General features: G+C 64.4%; 19 protein-coding genes and 1 pseudogene. 18 read left to right on the top strand and 2 right to left on the bottom strand.

What is annotated here, in order from left to right; translation table 11 throughout:
* Positions 1–272: nuclear transport factor 2 family protein (locus RWT78_RS19470; protein WP_314677439.1), on the bottom strand; the 272-nt coding region annotated here is incomplete at its 3' end.
* Between the two features lie 189 nt (positions 273–461).
* Between RWT78_RS19470 and RWT78_RS19465 the strand changes: the two genes are divergently transcribed.
* The 11 genes from RWT78_RS19465 (at position 462) to aroQ (ending at position 12,240) form a co-directional block, all read left to right on the top strand.
* A complete protein-coding gene (locus RWT78_RS19465) occupies positions 462–1,808 on the top strand; it encodes a replication-associated recombination protein A (RefSeq protein WP_378397879.1) in 1,347 nt (448 codons plus the stop codon).
* A gap of 77 nt (positions 1,809–1,885) precedes the next feature.
* Positions 1,886–4,558, top strand: coding sequence for an alanine--tRNA ligase (gene alaS, locus RWT78_RS19460; protein ID WP_314677436.1), 2,673 nt, complete (start codon positions 1,886–1,888; stop codon positions 4,556–4,558).
* A gap of 2 nt (positions 4,559–4,560) precedes the next feature.
* Entirely contained in the window at positions 4,561–5,094 is a 534-nt protein-coding gene (gene ruvX / locus RWT78_RS19455) for a Holliday junction resolvase RuvX (RefSeq protein WP_003944838.1), read from the top strand.
* Positions 5,091–6,401 carry an endolytic transglycosylase MltG gene (gene mltG, locus RWT78_RS19450; protein WP_314677434.1) on the top strand — a complete coding sequence of 437 codons (1,311 nt, stop codon included), beginning with the start codon at positions 5,091–5,093 and terminating at the stop codon, positions 6,399–6,401. Before ruvX ends, mltG begins: the two co-directional genes overlap by 4 nt.
* Positions 6,391–7,230, top strand: coding sequence for a shikimate dehydrogenase (locus RWT78_RS19445; protein WP_003944839.1), 840 nt, complete (start codon positions 6,391–6,393; stop codon positions 7,228–7,230). Before mltG ends, RWT78_RS19445 begins: the two co-directional genes overlap by 11 nt.
* A gap of 80 nt (positions 7,231–7,310) precedes the next feature.
* A complete protein-coding gene (locus RWT78_RS19440) occupies positions 7,311–7,934 on the top strand; it encodes an A24 family peptidase (protein WP_314677432.1) in 624 nt (207 codons plus the stop codon).
* Positions 7,935–8,159: 225 nt separating this feature from the next.
* Positions 8,160–8,858, top strand: a complete 699-nt coding sequence (locus tag RWT78_RS19435; protein ID WP_007728030.1) for a S1 family peptidase — start codon at positions 8,160–8,162, stop codon at positions 8,856–8,858.
* A gap of 111 nt (positions 8,859–8,969) precedes the next feature.
* Positions 8,970–10,157, top strand: a complete 1,188-nt coding sequence (aroC, locus tag RWT78_RS19430; RefSeq protein ID WP_003944974.1) for a chorismate synthase — start codon at positions 8,970–8,972, stop codon at positions 10,155–10,157.
* Between the two features lie 13 nt (positions 10,158–10,170).
* The gene (locus tag RWT78_RS19425; protein ID WP_003944778.1) at positions 10,171–10,680 is read left to right on the top strand and encodes a shikimate kinase; all 510 of its coding nucleotides are present in this window, start codon (positions 10,171–10,173) and stop codon (positions 10,678–10,680) included.
* 25 nt (positions 10,681–10,705) lie between these two features.
* Positions 10,706–11,815: a 3-dehydroquinate synthase gene (gene aroB / locus RWT78_RS19420; protein WP_003944873.1), complete on the top strand. Its 1,110-nt coding sequence runs from the start codon at positions 10,706–10,708 to the stop codon at positions 11,813–11,815.
* Positions 11,812–12,240 carry a type II 3-dehydroquinate dehydratase gene (aroQ, locus tag RWT78_RS19415; protein ID WP_003944916.1) on the top strand — a complete coding sequence of 143 codons (429 nt, stop codon included), beginning with the start codon at positions 11,812–11,814 and terminating at the stop codon, positions 12,238–12,240. The genes aroB and aroQ overlap by 4 nt, the downstream gene beginning before the upstream one ends.
* Positions 12,241–12,327: 87 nt before the next feature.
* Here the strand turns inward: aroQ and RWT78_RS19410 are convergent, their stop codons facing one another.
* Positions 12,328–12,936 (bottom strand): B-4DMT family transporter, encoded by a 609-nt coding sequence (locus RWT78_RS19410; protein WP_019748369.1) that lies wholly within the window; start codon positions 12,934–12,936, stop codon positions 12,328–12,330.
* A 111-nt stretch (positions 12,937–13,047) separates the two neighbouring features.
* On the opposite strand from RWT78_RS19410, the gene RWT78_RS19405 reads away from it, so the two are divergent.
* The 7 genes and pseudogenes from RWT78_RS19405 to RWT78_RS19375 all read left to right on the top strand — a co-directional run.
* Positions 13,048–14,142, top strand: coding sequence for a Xaa-Pro peptidase family protein (locus RWT78_RS19405; RefSeq protein WP_003944812.1), 1,095 nt, complete (start codon positions 13,048–13,050; stop codon positions 14,140–14,142).
* A 34-nt stretch (positions 14,143–14,176) separates the two neighbouring features.
* Positions 14,177–14,740: an elongation factor P gene (efp, locus tag RWT78_RS19400; RefSeq protein ID WP_003944958.1), complete on the top strand. Its 564-nt coding sequence runs from the start codon at positions 14,177–14,179 to the stop codon at positions 14,738–14,740.
* Positions 14,741–15,238 carry a transcription antitermination factor NusB gene (gene nusB / locus RWT78_RS19395; RefSeq protein WP_007728014.1) on the top strand — a complete coding sequence of 166 codons (498 nt, stop codon included), beginning with the start codon at positions 14,741–14,743 and terminating at the stop codon, positions 15,236–15,238.
* Between the two features lie 173 nt (positions 15,239–15,411).
* Positions 15,412–16,053: a bifunctional pyr operon transcriptional regulator/uracil phosphoribosyltransferase PyrR gene (gene pyrR / locus RWT78_RS19390; RefSeq protein WP_003944977.1), complete on the top strand. Its 642-nt coding sequence runs from the start codon at positions 15,412–15,414 to the stop codon at positions 16,051–16,053.
* Positions 16,050–16,994 carry an aspartate carbamoyltransferase catalytic subunit gene (locus RWT78_RS19385; protein ID WP_003944883.1) on the top strand — a complete coding sequence of 315 codons (945 nt, stop codon included), beginning with the start codon at positions 16,050–16,052 and terminating at the stop codon, positions 16,992–16,994. The genes pyrR and RWT78_RS19385 overlap by 4 nt, the downstream gene beginning before the upstream one ends.
* Positions 16,991–18,328, top strand: coding sequence for a dihydroorotase (locus RWT78_RS19380; protein ID WP_007728012.1), 1,338 nt, complete (start codon positions 16,991–16,993; stop codon positions 18,326–18,328). The genes RWT78_RS19385 and RWT78_RS19380 overlap by 4 nt, the downstream gene beginning before the upstream one ends.
* Before the next feature lie 6 nt (positions 18,329–18,334).
* Positions 18,335–18,527 (top strand): annotated as a pseudogene (locus RWT78_RS19375) (transporter); the annotation flags it as partial.

Below are 18,527 nucleotides of genomic sequence, written 5' to 3'. Positions count from 1 at the left end.
GCAGAGGCCAGGGTCGCGGACTTGTCCGGTTCGGCCGCCCACGTTGCGGTCTGTTCGACGACGACCACGCCGTGGTGGACGTACATCTTTCCGGGGACGAGCGTGATGCCGGCGTTGGTGGCCCACTCGCGCAGGGCAGCGAGTCCCTGGCTCGCGCCCTTGGGGCCGCCTACCTCGATGTCGTCACTCGACAACTGCAGCAGAGTGTCGACGTCTTGGGAGTTGAGTGCATCGTGCCACGCGAGGACGGTGGCGATCTCGGAGGTGCTCATGGCGACAACGCTATCCAATGCGGATTCACGACTGGGTGAGGGCTGGCGGAACAGCGGATTGTGTCGGGCGTCGGTGGTCTCTAGTAGCGTCGATTCGTGAGCGATTGGCAAGCGGAAGACAGTGCGGGGGCGAAAGACGGCGTGGTGGCGGAAGACGGCCTGTTCGAGGCAACTCCGGAGGAATCCGCGATCGTCGACGAACCAGATGTCGTGTCTGTAGCCGAGCGCGCCCTGTCCTCGGTGCCGCCCGGAGCTCCTCTGGCTGTCCGCATGCGTCCGCTCACTCTTGGTGAAGTTGTCGGTCAACAGCACTTACTCGGGCCCGGCGCGCCACTCCGCAGAATGGTCGAGGGGTCCGGCGCCGCATCGGTACTCCTGTACGGACCTCCCGGCACCGGCAAGACCACGCTCGCATCGTTGATCTCGGGTGCTACCGGCCGCCGGTTCGAGGCTCTGTCGGCTCTGTCCGCCGGAGTCAAAGAAGTCCGCGGTGTCATCGAACTCGCGCGCCGCCGCCTGCTGAACGGCGAACAAACCGTCTTGTTCATCGACGAGGTTCATCGCTTCTCCAAGACCCAGCAGGACGCCTTGCTCGCCGCGGTCGAGAACCGCATCGTGCTCTTGGTCGGCGCGACCACCGAGAACCCGTCGTTCTCGGTCGTCTCCGCTCTGTTGTCGCGCTCGTTGGTCCTGCAACTGCAATCGCTCACCGCTGCGGATGTCCAGGAACTGCTCGAGCGCGCTGTCGCCGACGAACGCGGGTTCGGCGGAGCGATCACGATCGACGACGACGCGATGGAACACCTCGTTCGTCTGGCGGCCGGCGACGCCCGCCGAGCCCTGACGGCACTCGAGGCTGCCGCCGGAGCTGCACTGGACACCGCAGGTGACGCTTCGGGCCCGGTGGTGCTCGACCTCGCGACCGTCGAGGCCAGTGTCGACAAGGCCGCGGTTCGGTACGACCGTGCCGGAGATCAGCACTACGACGTCATCAGTGCATTCATCAAGAGCATTCGTGGATCAGACGTCGACGCCGCCCTGCACTACCTCGCACGGATGCTGACCGCGGGCGAAGACCCTCGCTTCATCGCACGGCGTCTGGTGGTTCACGCCAGCGAAGACATCGGCATGGCTGATCCGATGGCGCTGCAGACTGCCACCGCCGCGGCGCAGGCAGTGCAGCTGATCGGTATGCCGGAGGCTCGTCTGGCGCTGGCACAGGCCACCATTCATCTGGCGACGGCTCCCAAATCGGGTGCGGTCATCGCCGCACTCGGCGCGGCCATGGCCGACGTGGCCGCCGGAAAATCCGGACTGGTACCGCCGCACCTGCGTGACGGGCACTACAAGGGTGCCGAGCAATTGGGCAACGCAGTCGGATACAAGTACCCGCACGACACACGTGATGGTGTTCTGCGGCAACAGTATCCACCGGACGATCTGGTGGGTGTCGACTATTACCAGCCCACCGCGCACGGCAACGAGCGGGAGATCGCCGATCGGGTGAGCAAACTTCGCCGAATAGTTCGTGGCTGACGCCTGCCAGGTTCCACCGGCCGACGCGTTAGTCTGGACACCCATAGCTCGACGCTCTTGAAGGTAAGGACCGGTTAGTGCAAACCCACGAGATCCGCAGGCGATTCCTCGACCACTTCGTCAAGGCCGGCCACACCGAGGTGCCCAGCGCCTCGCTGATTCTCGACGACCCGAACCTTCTGTTCGTCAACGCGGGCATGGTTCCGTTCGTGCCGTTCTTCCTCGGGCAGCAGACGCCGTCCTACTCACGGGCGACGTCCGTGCAGAAGTGCGTCCGCACCCTGGACATCGAAGAGGTCGGCATCACCACCCGCCACAACACCTTCTTCCAGATGGCGGGCAACTTCTCCTTCGGTGACTACTTCAAGAAGGAAGCCATCTCCCACGCCTGGCAGTTGCTGACAGGTTCGGTCGAGGACGGCGGATACGGCATCGATCCCACGCGCCTGTGGGCCACCGTCTACCTCGACGACGACGAAGCATTCTCGATCTGGCGCGACGAGGTAGGAGTGCCCGAAGAGCGCATCCAGCGCCGCGGCATGAAGGACAACTACTGGTCCATGGGCATTCCCGGGCCGTGCGGCCCCTGCTCGGAGATCTTCTACGACCGTGGCGCCGAATACGGCGTCGAGGGTGGCCCCGAAGCCGACGAGGATCGCTACATCGAGATCTGGAACCTCGTGTTCATGCAGAACGAGCGCGGCGAGGGCACCAACAAGGGCGACTACCCGATCCTCGGACCGTTGCCGAAGAAGAACATCGACACCGGCATGGGCGTCGAGCGCGTTGCGTTCCTCCTGCAGGGCGTCGAAAACGTCTACGAGACAGATCTTCTCCGCCCCGTCATCGACAAGGCCGCCGAACTGACCGGCAGTGTCTACGGGACCGACCACACTTCAGACGTCCGTTTCCGCGTCATCGCCGACCACGCACGCACCGCAGCGATGTTGATCGCCGACGGTGTGAACCCCGGCAACTACGGCCGCGGCTACGTCCTGCGCCGGTTGCTGCGTCGCATCGTGCGTTCGGCCAAACTGCTCGGCAGCGAGCAGCCCACCATGCGCGAGTTCATGATCGTCGTCCGCGACACGATGGCGCCGTCGTACCCGATTCTGGAAACCGACTTCACGCGCATCGAGAACGTTGCCGTCGGCGAGGAGACCGCGTTCCTCAAGACGCTGGCTTCGGGTTCTGCTCTGTTCGAGAATGCTGCCGAGACGGTCAAGTCGTCCGGAAAGTCGGTCATCGCCGGCGATCAGGCATTTGCACTGCACGACACCTACGGCTTCCCGATCGACCTCACGCTCGAGATGGCGTCCGAGGCCGGTCTCACCGTGGACGAGGACGGCTTCCGCACGCTCATGGCCGAGCAGCGCAAGCGCGCCAAGGACGACGCTCAGGCTCGTAAGCACGCCCATGCCGACCTCACGGTCTACAAGGAACTGCTCGACCGAGGCGCCACCGAGTTCACCGGTTTCGACGAACTCGTCTCCGAGGCTCACGTCCTCGCACTGATCGTCGACGGTGTCCGCGTGCCGGTCGCGAAGGCCGGTCAGGACGTCGAGGTCATCCTCGACCGCAGCCCGCTTTACGCAGAGTCCGGTGGACAGATCGCCGACATCGGTTCGCTCACCGCTCCGGGCCTCGAAGCCAAGGTCAACGACGTACAGAAGATCGCCAAGAAGGTCTGGACGCACAAGGTGACGGTGCAGAAGGGTGAGATCACCGAGGGCGACGTCGTACTCGCGCACGTCGACGCCGAGTGGCGCAAGGGTGCAACCCAGGGGCACTCCGGCACCCACATGGTGCACGCGGCGCTGCGTCAGGTGCTCGGCCCCAACGCGGTGCAGGCGGGCTCGCTCAACAAGCCGGGTTACCTCCGCTTCGACTTCTCGTGGCAGGGCGCGCTGTCCGACTCCCAGAAGCAGGACATCGAGGCACTCACCAACGAAGCCGTGGCGTCGAACTACGCGGTCAACACATTTGTCACGGATCTCGACAAGGCCAAGGCGATGGGTGCGATGGCACTCTTCGGTGAGAACTACGGCGACGAGGTTCGCGTCGTCGAAATCGGCGGCCCGTTCTCGATGGAACTGTGCGGTGGCACTCACGTCGGAAGCTCCGCACAGATCGGTCAGGTAACGCTGCTCGGTGAGCAGTCGGTCGGCTCCGGAATCCGACGCGTCGAGGCGTACGTCGGTTTGGACTCCTACCGCTACCTCGCCAAGGAACGCGCGCTCCTGGCCGGACTCTCCTCCTCGCTGAAGGTTCCTTCGGAAGAGGTGCCCGCCCGCGTCGAGGCGCTCGTCGAGCGACTCAAGGTGGCCGAGAAGGAACTCGAGCAGACAAAGGCCAAGGCTGTGCTGGCGTCAGCAGGCGAGTACGTCGCCAAGGCCAAGCGCATCGGCAGTGTCCTCGTCATCGCCGAGCCTGCTCCCGCCGGAGTCGGCGGAAACGACCTGCGCAGCCTAGTCACGGACATCAAGGGTCGCCTCGGCTCCGAACCTGCCGTCGTAGCTCTGCTCGGTGACGTCGACGGCAAGGTTCCGTTCGTGGTCGCCTCGAGCAAGGCAGCTCAAGGTCTCGGTGTGAAGGCCGGTGAGCTGGTCGCGTCGTTCGGTCCCAAGATCGGCGGCCGCGGCGGCGGAAAGCCCGACATGGCCCAGGGTTCGGGTTCGGACTCCGCAGGAATCCCGGCGGCGCTCGATGCGATCCGGGACAGAGTCGGAGAGCTGGCGGGCGGCAGCTGACAGTGGTGGCTACGCAACAGGGTCCCGATCGCCCCGGCATCGACGACCCTGGTCGCGGGCGGCGCATCGCCATCGACGTGGGCAGTGTTCGCATCGGCGTCGCGTCCAGCGACCCCGACGGCATCCTCGCGACACCGGTGGAAACGGTTCCACGCTCGAAGGAGCGTGGGCCCGACGCGCCGGATATCCGGCGCATTATCGCCATCGTGTCCGAATACGAGGCGGTTGAGGTTATCGTCGGACTGCCACAGACGCTGCGCGGTGAGCAAGGTAAAGCCGCCGGTATCGCGACTGCATTCGCCAAACGACTGCAGCGGGCCGTCGAACCGATCCCGGTGAGACTGTCCGACGAACGACTGACGACCGTCACGGCTGCGCGCAATCTCCGCGAAAGTGGAGTCAAGGCACGCGGCCAGCGACCGATGATCGATCAGGCTGCGGCGGTGGAAATCCTGCAAGGCTGGCTGGACGAGCGGAGTAGAGCTGTGAAACCAGGGGAGTCGTCGAAGGACGCTGCACTGGAGGGCGATCTGTGAACGCGCGGTGGGATGAGGGCGGCGGAAGCCGGCCCACCAGTTCGTTCGACTTCGACAACGACGAGACCATGGTCATGCGTGCACTGCCGCAGAACATCGATCCGCCGCACATGTCGCGAGCCGAGGCACGCAAGCAACGCGAAGCGCGCAACAAGCGCGCCAAGCGTGGCAAGAAGGTCGGCGTTCTCGCCCTGCTGGTGTTGGTGATCGCAGTCCTCGGTGTCGGTGCATACGGCGCTCTCTGGTACATGGATCGCAACAAGACCGCGGAGGATTTTGCCGGCCCCGGCGGCGCACCCGTGGTCATCCAGATCAACAGTGGAGAAACCGCATCGGAGATCGGTGCGACGCTCGAGGCGAAGAACGTCGTCGCGAGTTCCGCTGCTTTCTACAACGCGGCGATCGCCAATCCGTCTGAGATCCAGAAGGTGCAACCCGGCTTCTACCAGGTGCCGGTGCAGAGTAGCGCCGCGAGCGCACTCGACACCTTGGTTGCCCCGGACTCCCGAGTCGGCAGTGTTGTCATCGCCGAAGGGCGTCAGCTGCACGACAGTTCGGACGCGCAGACCGGCTCGCTCAAGAAGGGCATCTACAACCTCATTTCCGAGGCGAGTTGTGTCGGCCCGGTTTCCGCTCAGAAATGTGTCTCGACAGACGAATTGAACACTGCGGGAGCATCTTCCGATCTGGCTTCGCTCGGCGTGCCGGACTGGGCGATGTCGTCGGTCAAGAGCGTGCCGGACAAGGACCGTCAGCTCGAAGGCCTGATCGCCGCCAGCAGTTGGGATTTCGATCCCACTGCGACGCCCACCGAGATCCTGCGGTCGTTGGTCGAGGGTAGCGCCGCCAAGTACGTGGCCACGGGAATTCTGACAGCCGGCAGCGGGGTCGGAATGTCTCCGTACCAGTTGTTGGTGGCAGCGTCGCTGGTCGAGCGTGAGGCGTTGCCCGCTGACATGGCCAAGGTCGCGCGGGTGATCGTCAACCGACTCGCAGTCGATCAGCCTCTGCAGTTCGACTCCACGGTCAACTACTCACTCGACACCACCGAGGTCGCAACCACGGATGCCGACCGTGAGCGCGTCACGCCGTGGAACACGTACGCAATGCCGGGTCTGCCTGCAACGCCCATCGCTTCGCCGAGCATCGACGCGCTGAAGGCCGTGGAATCTCCGGCGGCCGGTGACTGGTTGTACTTCGTCACAATCAACAAGGAAGGCCAGACGCTCTTCACCAAGAGCTACGAGGAGCATTTGGCCAACATCGAACTGGCACAGCAAAGTGGGATTCTCGACAGTGGACGGTAGTACCGCGACTTCGCTCGCGACGCCACGTAAGGCGGCAGTTCTCGGAAGCCCGATCGCTCACTCGAAGTCCCCGTTGCTGCATCTTGCGGCGTACGCGGCTTTGGGGCTGAGCGATTGGACCTACGAGCGGATCGAATGCACCGGCGAGCAGTTGCCTGCCCTCGTCGACTCACTCGGCCCCGAATGGATCGGCCTCTCGGTGACGATGCCGGGCAAGATCGCAGCACTCGAATATGCCACCGAACGCACACCGCGAGCGGTGACCATCGGCTCGGCCAACACCCTGGTTCGCATCGACGGCGGTTGGCGTGCCGACTGCACGGACGTCGACGGAGTCAGCGGTGCGTTGATCGCCGGCGGTGTCGGCGATCTCAGCGGCACTTCGGCGGTAGTTGTCGGCGCGGGCGGCACCGCGCGGCCGGCATTGGTCGCGTTGGCCGACATGGGAGTTCGGACAGTCACCGTGGTCGCGCGTGATCCGGGGCGCGCATCCGGTGCCATCGAATGCGGCGGCGCGGTCGGGTTGGACATTGATCTGGTCGCCTTCGACGACGCACGGCTAGGCGGGATCTGCGCCGAATCCTCGGTCTTGGTCAGTACCGTTCCCGCGGAAGCGGCAGCGCCCTTTGCCCAGCAATTGGGGAAGGCGCGATTTGTCCTCGACGCGATCTACAACCCCTGGCCGACGCCACTTGCTTCGGTTGTCGAGGCGGCCGATGGCACGGTGATCGGCGGCCTCGAGATGTTGCTCAATCAGGCCTTCGGGCAGGTAGAGCAGTTCACGGGCAAGCCCGCTCCGCGAGAGGCGATGGCAGCCGCTATCGCCTAGCTCTGTTCACAGTGTCGAGGTAGTCCACAAGACAATTCGTAGTCTGCCGCTGGTGAACGCCAGACGCCAAGCTCGAAACCATGTGGACGTTGGTGGTCTTGGCAGGCGCTGGGGTAATCGCTGGTTTCGGTGCTCAGGCGATCGTCGACTGTTGGTTGCGGCGATACGGTTATCGACCAGTCGTGACTTTCTGTTGTGTGCCGCAGTGCGCCGTCGCAACAGGCTGGGTTGTCGTCGGTGCGCTGAATACCTCGGTGGTGCAGTTACTTTCCGGTCTCGCCGTGGTGTGGTGGTGCGTCGCGATCTCGACTGTCGACCTGGCTGTGCGTCGGCTGCCCAACAGTTTCACGCTGCCGGGCTACGCCGTCGTGATGGTCTACGCGACGGTGTCGGGAACGGTGTGGGTGGCGGTGGTGGGGTCGGCACTGCTCGCCGGAATCCACCTCCTGGCGCACGTGATGTCGCCTGGTTCCATGGGCGTCGGCGATGTGAAGCTCTCGCTTCCTCTGGGCGCCGTGACCGGATTGGTGGGAGCGGACGCCTGGCTGTGGTCGTTGTTGTCTGCCTCGGTGCTCACCGCAACGCTGGGCACCGCGCTGGAACTGCGAAGACGAGGGCTGGTAGCCCACAATTCGCCCATTGCGCACGGACCCTCGATGTGCCTGGCAGCCTGCGGTTCGATTGCGTTTGCCTGGCTGACGTGACGAGTGCAACATCCGCGAGAAGTCTGGCGTTATTGACCGTTCAACGACGGACGGTGAACTGCAGGAAAGACGTAACCGTCGGTTTCATAAATGCGGGTATTGCCAGCGCGCGGTCCCAGTATGCGGCGAGTCGGACTTGCCGAATGTCCACATCCTGACGTTCACTGAGGTTTCGGAAATGGGACAAAACGAATCTCGTTTCGCACTCGATTATCGGGGGAACCTATGCGCACAAGGCTTTTCGTCGCTGCGGCAGCCTGTTTGGCGGCTGTGGCTGCAGGAGCGGGCGTCGCCGGCGCCGCGCCTGCACCTTCATCGGTGGCACTGGGCGGGGGCTCAGGAATCCTGCTGCCGGACGTGGATCACTCCGATCCTGACCGAGTTGCAGCATGCACGTTGACCGCGGTCGGCTACGACAACGCCGGATCTCTCGTGGCACTCACCGCCGGACACTGCGGAGTTGTCGGGGACCGGGTGTTCGCCGAGTACCTGCCCGAGGCCGGACCCATCGGTCGGTTCTCTTACTCGAGTCCGGTCTCGGACATCGCCGTGATCGATCTCGACGACGCCAAGGTAGCTCCGCTGCGTACCGTCGGCGGCACGACGATCAACGGAATCGGCGCCCCGCCGGCACCGGGCACGATCGTGTGCAAGGAAGGCCGTTCGACCGGCAACACGTGCGGTATCACCTGGGGCTACGACTCCGTCTACGGTGAGATCGTCGAGCACACGTGCTCGATTCCCGGTGATTCCGGTGGACCGCTCGTCGTCGGTGACCGCCTGGTGGGCTTGATCAGCAACGGCTACCCGCCGTACTGCTTCGAGCCGCTTCCGCCGCCGTTCCACGCTCCCGACAACTCGGCGGACATCAACATCGGTTTGGCTGACATCAACGCAAACGGTGGAGGATTCCGCCTGTTCTAGACCCACAGGTACCCCTGAGATGGCCCACACGCCTCGTGCGTGTGGGCCATCTGTGTTCACCGGGAGGACCACTGTGACAACTGAGGTCTGCGACGTGGAAAGATGGTCGGCGTGCTGCGTTGGATAACTGCCGGAGAATCCCATGGTCCCGCCCTCGTCGCGATGCTCGAGGGCATGGTCGCGGGGGTCGAAGTGACCTCTGAGGCCATCTCGTCCGAACTTGCCCGTCGTCGACTCGGTTACGGCCGTGGCGCACGGATGAAGTTCGAGGCCGACAAGGTCACCATCATCGGCGGTGTCCGCCACGGATTTACGCTCGGTGGCCCGGTGGCCATCGAGATCGGCAACACCGAGTGGCCCAAGTGGGAAACCATCATGTCCGCCGACCCGGTCGACCCGGACCTGCTCGCCGATCAGGCTCGCAATGCCCCGTTGACGCGCCCGCGTCCCGGACACGCCGATTACAGCGGCATGCTCAAGTACGGCTTCAACGACGCGCGTCCCGTCCTCGAGCGCGCCAGCGCTCGCGAGACCGCAGCCCGCGTGGCCGCTGGAACCGTCGCACGGTCCTTCCTGCGTCAGGTATTCGGTGCCGAGGTCGTTTCACACGTTATTTCCATCGGTGCTTCCGAGCCGTACGTCGGACCCGTGCCTGAGGGCAAGGATCTCGACGCGATCGACGCGAGCCCGGTCCGCGCATTCGACAAGGCTGCAGAAGAGTCGATGATCGCCGAAATCGAATCGGCGAAGAAGGACGGCGACACCCTCGGTGGCGTCGTGGAGGTCGTCATCCACGGCCTGCCGGTCGGACTCGGCACTTTCGTCAGCGGCGCCGAGCGTCTCGATTCACGACTTGCAGCTGCTCTCATGGGAATTCAGGCCATCAAGGGTGTCGAGGTCGGTGACGGCTTCGAGACCGCGCGCCGTCGTGGCAGCGAAGCTCACGACGAGATCCGTCCGGGCCCGGACGGCATCGTGCGCTCCACGAACCGCGCAGGCGGTATCGAAGGTGGCATGACCAATGGTGAGGCTCTTCGAGTTCGCGCCGCGATGAAGCCCATCTCGACGGTTCCGCGCGCTCTGGCGACGGTCGACATGGAGAGCGGCGAGGAAGCGGTTGCCATCCACCAGCGCAGCGACGTGTGCGCGGTTCCGGCCGCCGGCGTCGTCGCCGAGTCGATGGTCGCGCTCGTCGTGGCTCAGGCCGCACTCGAAAAGTTCGGTGGTGATTCCATTGCTGAAACCACTGCCAACTACCGTCGTTACGCCGAGGGCATCGCAGCCCGACCGCCTCGATAGGACTCACGTATCGATGAAGCCGAAGGCTGTACTCATCGGTCCGCCCGGTGCCGGCAAATCGACCATCGGTCGACGTCTCGCGCAGGCACTCGAACTCGAGTTGGTCGATACCGACGCCGAGATCGAACGGACCACGGGTAGGACGATCCCGGAGATCTTCACCCATGACGGAGAGCCTCGGTTTCGTGAAATCGAGGAATCGGTGGTTCGCGAAGCATTGCAGTCCACCGACGGAATCGTCTCGCTCGGCGGTGGTGCGATCCTCTCCGATCGCACGCGCGAACTGCTCCAGGGGCACACGGTCATCTACCTCGAGATCAGTGTCGCCGAAGGGCTTCGCCGCACGGGGGCGAACAATCATCGCCCGCTGCTGGCCGGCGGAGATCCCAAGGTCAAGTACCAGGAGTTGATGAGGCGTCGTCGTCCGCTGTACCGGCGTTCGGCCACGATTCGGATTCGGACCGACGGCCGAAGTCCGGCGCGTGTCGTCGGGCAACTGGTGTCGAAACTTCAAGACAAATGAACAACCGGAGCGGAGTAGTGGAGCAGTGACCGAACCCGTACGTGTAGAGGTGAAGACCGCAAGTCCTTACCCGGTCGTGATCGGCCGCGGCCTGCTCGGTGATCTCGTTGCCGAGTTCGACGGCGCGCGCACTGTCGCGATCTTCCATCAGCCGCCGCTGGCAGAGACCGCGGAGGCCGTACGGGCTGCGTTGGCGGAGAAGGGAATCGACGCCCACCGTATCGAGATCCCCGATGCCGAGGACGGCAAGGATCTTGCTGTGGCGGGCTTCTGCTGGGACGTGCTCGGCCGGATCGGCCTGACTCGCAGCGACGCGATCATGAGCTTGGGCGGGGGAGCGGCGACCGACCTCACCGGCTTCGTCGCGGCTACGTGGATGCGCGGTGTCAAGGTAGTTCACGTCCCCACCACCTTGCTCGCGATGGTCGACGCAGCAGTGGGCGGCAAGACCGGTATCAACACCGAAGCGGGCAAGAACCTCGTCGGTTCGTTCCACGAGCCGGGAGCGGTGTTCATCGATCTCGCGACGCTCGAGACTGTGCCGCACAACGAGATCGTTGCCGGCATGGCCGAGGTCATCAAGACCGGATTCATCGCCGACCCGGTGATCCTGGATCTCATCGAAGCCGATCCCAAGGCAGCTCTCGATCCGTCGGGAACTGTTCTGCCCGAGTTGATTCGGCGCTCCGTAGAGGTCAAGGCCAAGGTCGTGGCCGCGGATCTGCGCGAGTCGGATCTGCGCGAAATCCTCAACTACGGCCACACCCTCGGCCACGCGATCGAACGTCGTGAGCGCTACAAGTGGCGCCACGGTGCTGCCGTCTCCGTCGGATTGGTTTTCGCTGCCGAACTCGGACGCCTCGCGGGCCGACTCGACGACGCCACCGCGGATCGTCACAAGTCGATCCTCGATCTCGTCGGGCTGCCGACGTCGTACGACGGTGATGCGTTCGGCGATCTGATGAAGGGAATGCAGACCGACAAGAAGAACCGTGCCGGGCTGCTGCGTTTCGTGGTCCTCGACGGACTGGCCAAGCCGGGTCGCCTCGAGGGGCCGGATCCGAGTCTGCTGGTTGCGGCGTACTCCGCGATTGCCCGCGATGCGAGGCCGGCCGGCGGAACGGTCCTGCTGTGAGGATCAACGTCGTCAACGGACCCAATCTGGGGCGTCTGGGTAAGCGTCAGCCCGAGGTCTACGGCGCGACCACACACGACGATCTGATCGAATTGTGCGTCGCGGCAGGCAAGGAGCTCGGCGTCGAGGTGATCGTCCGTCAGAGCGATCACGAAGGCGATCTGCTCGGTTGGATCCACGACGCGGCGGACGCGGGGGAACCGGTGATCCTCAATGCCGGTGGCTTGACGCACACGTCGGTGGTCCTGCGAGATGCATGCGCCGAACTGACCGCAGGTCTCGTCGAGGTACACATCTCGAACGTTCATGCGCGAGAAGAGTTTCGGCACCACTCCTACCTGAGTCCGATTGCGACCGGAGTGATCGTCGGACTCGGCGTCGCCGCGTATCCGCTGGCGATCAGGTTCCTCGCCGAGCGAGGCTGAACGAGGCAAGTCGAAAAAATAGTCACACGAATGCGGCCCCGAGGAGAATATCCTCGGGGCCGCATTCGGTTGTGTGGACGGCGGGCGTTACTGCTCGCGCTTGCCCAGATCGATCGCTGGGAAGACCGCGGTATCGGCGTCGGATTCCTCGACGGACATCGCGGCTCCGCTGTATGCGTGCTGCTCGGTGGGGGAGTCGTAGCCCTCGCTGACGGGCACCGGTTCGTGGTGACGCTCGTGGGACGGGGTCTGCGGAGCTGTTCCGTTCTTGCGCTGTTCACGGCTGACGAAGAAGCGTCCGACAGTGATGGCGATCATGGCGGGGACGAAGATGAGAAGGATCGTGAACGCCGCACCGGAGGTCACCTCGAAGAACAAGCCCTGCTGGGTCAGTTCGAGGGAGGGGACGAGGCTGAGTGCCCAGCTGGCAGCGCCGGCGACGAACCCGCCGACCAATGCGGCCTTGAGCCACAGCATGGTCAGATCGGCGCCGTCCTCGGGTTCGGGGAAGTTCCGGCGGTCACGAATGCCGTCGATACCACCCCAGATCGCGGCGAAGACGATGACGATCAACAGGGACAGCCAGCGCAGGGTGGACCCCTGAAGTGGCCACTGTGCGATCGCTGCACCGAGCAACGCACGAAACACAACATGTATCAGGGCCATGCCGAGGCCACGTACCAACCACGCATTCATGGGTACAGCCTAACTAGAACCCATTACACCTTGTGGCCTAACCCACACTTATTGCTGTAACCGCGAGTTTCGAGTTGATCGGCAGGTCTGCGCGGGCGGTAGGTTCGAGGGATGCCGGTCGACTTCAGAACACGCCGTGAATCCCTCAGACGCCTCCTCTCGGAGCGCGAACTCGACGCGATTCTCGTCACAGATCTCCTCAACATCAGATACCTCACCGGTTTCACCGGTTCCAATGCGGCGCTCGTCGTCAGTGCATCCGATTCAGCGTCCGACGAGCGTGAGACGGTGATCTGCACCGACGGCCGCTACGTGACGCAGGTGTCAGAGCAGGTGCCGGACCTTCGGGCCGAAATCGCCCGTTCGAGTGCTGCGCACTTGATCGAGAAGTCCACGGCGCCCGTTCTCGCGTTCGAGTCACATGTGGCGACGTTCGCCGAACATCGGGCTTGGACCGAAGCAGCGCCGAAGATCCGGTTCGAACCGGTGAGTGGACTCGTCGAACAATTGCGCATGGTCAAGGACGAGTACGAGGTGGAGTTGTTGCGAGCCGCGTGCACCGCAGCCGATGTCGCGTTGGCGCAGTTGATCGCTCGCGGCGGTCTGCGACCTGGCCGAACAGAACGAGAGGTCGGCCGCGAGCTGGAAAATCTGATGCTCGACAACGGGGCGGACGGTATTTCCTTCGAGACGATCGTGGCGGCCGGCGCCAACTCGGCGATTCCGCATCACCGACCGACCGACGCGATCCTGGCGTCGGGTGACTTCGTGAAACTCGACTTCGGCGCCCAGGTCGGTGGGTACCACTCGGACATGACACGGACCTACGTGCTCGAGTCCGTTTCCGATTGGCAACGGGAGATTTACGAGCTCGTCGCGCGTTCGCAAGCTGCCGGTTGCGACGCGCTCGCGCCGGGTGTCGAATGTGCGGCAGTCGACGCCGTCGCCCGTGCGGTGATCGACGATGCAGGCTACGGCGAGTTGTTCCTGCACGGCCTCGGCCACGGTGTGGGGCTCGAAATCCACGAAGCACCGGGGATCGGCAAGCTCGGCACCGGTACACTTCTTTCCGGCGCGGCGGTGACCGTCGAGCCGGGCGTGTACTTCTCCGGGCGCGGAGGTGTACGGATCGAGGACACGCTCGTTGTTCGTGAGCAGGGGCCAGAGCTGCTCACACTGACCGCAAAAGACCTTACCGTCGTCTGAGACGGTTTCCCGACCCCTAGGAGACGCGAAGCAAGTGGCTTCCACCAGTGATTTCAAGAATGGTCTGGTTCTGCAGATCGAAGGCCAGCTGTGGACGATCATCGAGTTCCAGCACGTCAAGCCCGGCAAGGGCCCTGCCTTCGTGCGCACCAAGCTCAAGAACGTGCTCTCGGGCAAGGTAGTGGACAAGACGTTCAACGCCGGTGTGAAGGTCGAGACCGCCACGGTCGACCGTCGTGACATGACGTACCTGTACCACGACGGCAGCGACTACATCTTCATGGACGGCGACACCTACGACCAGGTGTCGATCAGCGAGTCCACCGTCGGCGACCAGTCGCGTTTCCTGCTCGAGAACATGGCAGTCCAGGTCGCGACCCACGAAGACGTTCCCCTCTTCGTCGAGCTTCCGGTCACCGTCGAGCTCGTCGTCAAGCACACCGATCCGGGCCTGCAGGGCGACCGCTCCACCGGCGGCACCAAGCCTGCCACCCTCGAGACCGGTGCCGAGATCAACGTCCCGCTCTTCATCAACACCGGTGACAAGCTCAAGGTCGATTCCCGTGACGGCAACTACCTCGGGCGTGTGAATTCCTGAGTGTCCGGCACACATAAGAAACTCGGTGCACGCCACAAGGCGCGCAAGCGTGCCGTCGACTTCCTCTTCGAAGCCGAGGCACGTGATCTCGATCCGGTCGCACTGGCGTCGGAGCGTTCTGATCTGTCCGTCAAGGACGACGCGGTAGCACCCGTCGCGGCCTACACCGTCACGTTGGTGTCCGGCGTTGCGGAGAATCTGGACCGGATCGATCAGGTCATCTCCTCGCATCTGCAGGACTGGACGCTCGAGCGTCTGCCCGCCGTCGACCGTGCGATTCTGCGTATCGCCGTGTGGGAGCTCTTCCACGCGACGGACGTTCCGCCGGTTGTCGCCGTGGACGAGGCCGTCGAACTCGCGAAGCAGCTCTCGACGGACGACTCTCCGGGATTCGTCAACGGAATCCTCGGCCAGGTCGTTCTCGTTGCGCCGCAGGTTCGATCGGCTGCGGCCGCGACCTCCCAGCGCGCGCAGGAATCGGATTCGGGTACCGAGTAGCAAGTTTTGTTCCACCACCGCCGTGCGAGTGTCACCGTGCGCGTTGTGTGTCTGCACACAACCGGTCGGAGTCGCTGCTCGCACGGCGGGATCAGGTCTGTCGGCTGATAGGGTGGGGACCGTCAGACATCCTTTAACGATCCGTCCAGTGAGGCGGAGAAGGAGGTCGCTGCATGAGCGTGCCCGAAGGGTCTCGCCCATCCGATCTTGCAGGTCCAGGTAACTCGAAGGCGCCGGTCGGTGCCGAGGCAGGTAGCGAAACCCGCGAATTGTTGTCCGCCCAGGATGTGGGCCGGACCATCGCGCGGATCGCTCACGAGATCATCGAGAAGACCGCACTCGACGGACCCGAGGGAACTGCCCCTCGTGTGGTCCTGATCGGGATCCCGACGCGTGGAACCACCCTCGCCACGCGACTGCGCGCCAAGATCGAAGAATTCTCCGGTGTGCGACTTCCCATCGGATCTCTCGACATCACCCTCTACCGCGACGATCTCCGGAACAAGCCGCACCGCCCGCTCGAGCGCACGTCCGTCCCCGAGGGTGGCGTCGACAATGCGCTGGTCGTTCTCGTGGACGACGTCCTCTTCTCCGGTCGCACCGTGCGCTCGGCACTCGACGCGTTGCGCGATCTGGGCCGCCCCCGCGCGGTCCAACTCGCAGTGCTCGTGGATCGTGGTCACCGCGAACTCCCGCTGCGCGCCGACTACGTCGGCAAGAACGTCCCGACCGCGAGGTCCGAGGACGTCAAGGTTCTCCTCCAGGAGCACGACGGCAGGGAAGCGGTAGTCATCTCCGGGGGTAAGAGCGCGTGAAGCACCTACTTTCCATCGCGGACCTCGATCGTGAGTCCGCGGTAGAACTTCTCGACGAGGCAGAACGGTTCGAGCAGGCACTTCTGGGACGAGAGGTACGCAAGCTCCCGACGCTGCGCGGACGCACGGTCATGACGGTGTTCTTCGAGAACTCGACGCGCACCCGGGTGTCTTTCGAGGTGGCAGGCAAATGGATGAGTGCCGACGTCATCAATGTCAGCGCATCCAGTTCCTCGGTGTCCAAAGGTGAATCCCTGCGCGATACCGCGATGACCCTGCGCGCGGCCGGTGCCGACGCACTCATCGTGCGCCACCCGGCTTCGGGCGCCGCCCACCAGATCGCAAAGTGGACCGGAGCGGCCGACGACGGTGGCCCGGCAGTCATCAACGCAGGTGACGGCACGCACGAGCACCCCACTCAGGCGCTTCTCGACGCTTTGACCCTTCGCCAGCGTCTCGGCGACATCGAGGGCAAGCGGATCGCCATTGTCGGCGACATCCTGCACAGCCGTGTCGCCCGCTCCAACGCACTGCTGCTCTCGATGCTCGGTGCCGAGGTTGTTCTTGTTGCGCCGCCGACACTGCTGCCGGTCGGTGCGCACACGTGGCCGGTCACGGTCTCGCATTCGCTCGACGCGGAACTGCCCGGACTCGACGCGGTGCTGATGCTGCGGGTTCAGGCCGAACGCATGAACGGTGGCTTCTTCCCGTCGCAGCGCGAGTACTCGATCAACTACGGCCTGTCCGAGAAGCGGCTGGCGATGCTGGCCGATCACGCGGTGGTCCTGCACCCCGGCCCGATGCTGCGCGGCATGGAGATTGCATCCGCCGTTGCCGATTCCTCCAAAACTGCTGTACTGCAACAGGTTACCAACGGCGTACACATGCGCATGGCTGTCTTGTTCCGACTGCTGGTCGGGTCGGAGGACGGTGCGCTGTGACCAGAAACGAGAACGGAGAATCACCCGTGAGTGTCCTGCTCCGCGGAGTCCTGATCTACGGAGAAGGTGAGCCCACCGACGTACTCGTCGGCGACGGCACGATCCTCGAGATCGGCGTGGACCTCGATCCGGCCACGGCATCCGAGGTGATCGATGCCGGCGGGCAGATCCTGCTTCCCGGCTTCGTGGACCTGCACACACATCTGCGTGAGCCCGGCCGCGAAGACACCGAGACCATCGAAACCGGAAGCTCGGCAGCGGCTCTGGGTGGATACACCGCGGTCTTCGCGATGGCCAACACGAGTCCCGTCGCCGATTCGGTGGTCATCACCGATCACGTCTGGCGACGCGGGCAGGAAGTCGGCCTCGTCGACGTCCACCCCGTCGGCGCAGTCACAGCGGGCCTGGAAGGCAAGCAACTCGCCGAGATGGCGACCATGGCCGCAGGCGTCGGCAAGGTCAAGATGTTCTCCGACGACGGCCACTGCGTCTACGACCCACTGATCATGCGTCGCGCGCTCGAATACTCCAGCTCACTGGGCGTCCTGATCGCCCAGCACGCGGAAGAGCCGCGTTTGACCGTCGGTGCGGTCGCCCACGAGGGCCCCACGGCCGCGCGTCTCGGCCTGGCCGGATGGCCGCGCGCAGCCGAAGAATCGATCGTGGCCCGCGACGCACTGCTCGCGCGTGACGCCGGCGCCCGCGTTCACATCTGCCACGCCTCCACCGCCGGAACCGTCGAACTCGTGAAGTGGGCTCGCAGCCAAGGGATTTCGATCACCGCCGAGGTCACCCCGCATCACCTGCTCCTCGACGATTCACGGCTCGAGACGTACGACGCGATCAACAAGGTCAACCCGCCCTTGCGTGAGGCCAGTGATGTTGCCGCGCTGCGCAAGGGTCTGGCCGAGGGAATCATCGACTGCGTCGCGACCGACCATGCTCCGCACGCCGAGCAGGACAAGTGCTGCGAGTTCGCAGCCGCTCGCCCTGGAATGCTCGGCCTCGAGACCGCACTCTCGATCATCGTGCAGACGATGGTCCAGCCCGGCCTGTTGGACTGGCGCGGTGTTGCCCGGGTCATGAGCGAGCGCCCCGCGGCAATCGTGGGCCTCGACGATCAGGGCCGTCCCATCGAGGTGGGGGAGCCCGCGAACCTGACATTGGTCGATCCGTCGGCCGAGTGGACGGTCCACGGTCCCGACCTGGCGAGTGTCGCGCATAACACTCCGTACGAGTCGATGACATTGCCCGCTCGGGTCACGACCACACTGTTACGTGGCCGCATCACCGCACACGACGGGAATGTGCGGCTGCGGAGTAGCGAGGAGTAGCGCGTCATGGACAGAGCACTGTGGATCATCGGTCTGGCGATCTTCTGGGTCGCGATGATCGGCCTGATGTACGTCGGCTGGCGTGGACGCGCTCGACGCCAGAAAGACAAGATCGGCGAACTGCCGACGGTCCCGGCAACCCTGGGTGAACTGCTCGTCCTGCCGACCACCGGCCTGTACGTCGGCAGCACCATCGCAC

This window comes from uncultured Rhodococcus sp., assembly GCF_963525155.1.
In the GTDB taxonomy this organism is placed as follows: domain Bacteria; phylum Actinomycetota; class Actinomycetes; order Mycobacteriales; family Mycobacteriaceae; genus Rhodococcus_F; species Rhodococcus_F qingshengii.
Note: the sequence above shows the minus strand (reverse complement) of the source record. Positions and strands in the feature narration are given on the sequence as shown.

Bases quoted from the DNA above. Each gene is read 5' to 3' on its own strand.
- RWT78_RS19440 (WP_314677432.1), top strand. From the start codon at position 7,311: ATGTGGACGTTGGTGGTCTTGGCAGGCGCTGGGGTAATCGCTGGTTTC.
- RWT78_RS19405 (WP_003944812.1), top strand. From the start codon at position 13,048: ATGCCGGTCGACTTCAGAACACGCCGTGAATCCCTCAGACGCCTCCTC.
- RWT78_RS19435 (WP_007728030.1), top strand. From the start codon at position 8,160: ATGCGCACAAGGCTTTTCGTCGCTGCGGCAGCCTGTTTGGCGGCTGTG.
- pyrR (WP_003944977.1), top strand. From the start codon at position 15,412: ATGAGCGTGCCCGAAGGGTCTCGCCCATCCGATCTTGCAGGTCCAGGT.
- RWT78_RS19410 (WP_019748369.1), bottom strand. From the start codon at position 12,936: ATGAATGCGTGGTTGGTACGTGGCCTCGGCATGGCCCTGATACATGTT.
- RWT78_RS19425 (WP_003944778.1), top strand. From the start codon at position 10,171: ATGAAGCCGAAGGCTGTACTCATCGGTCCGCCCGGTGCCGGCAAATCG.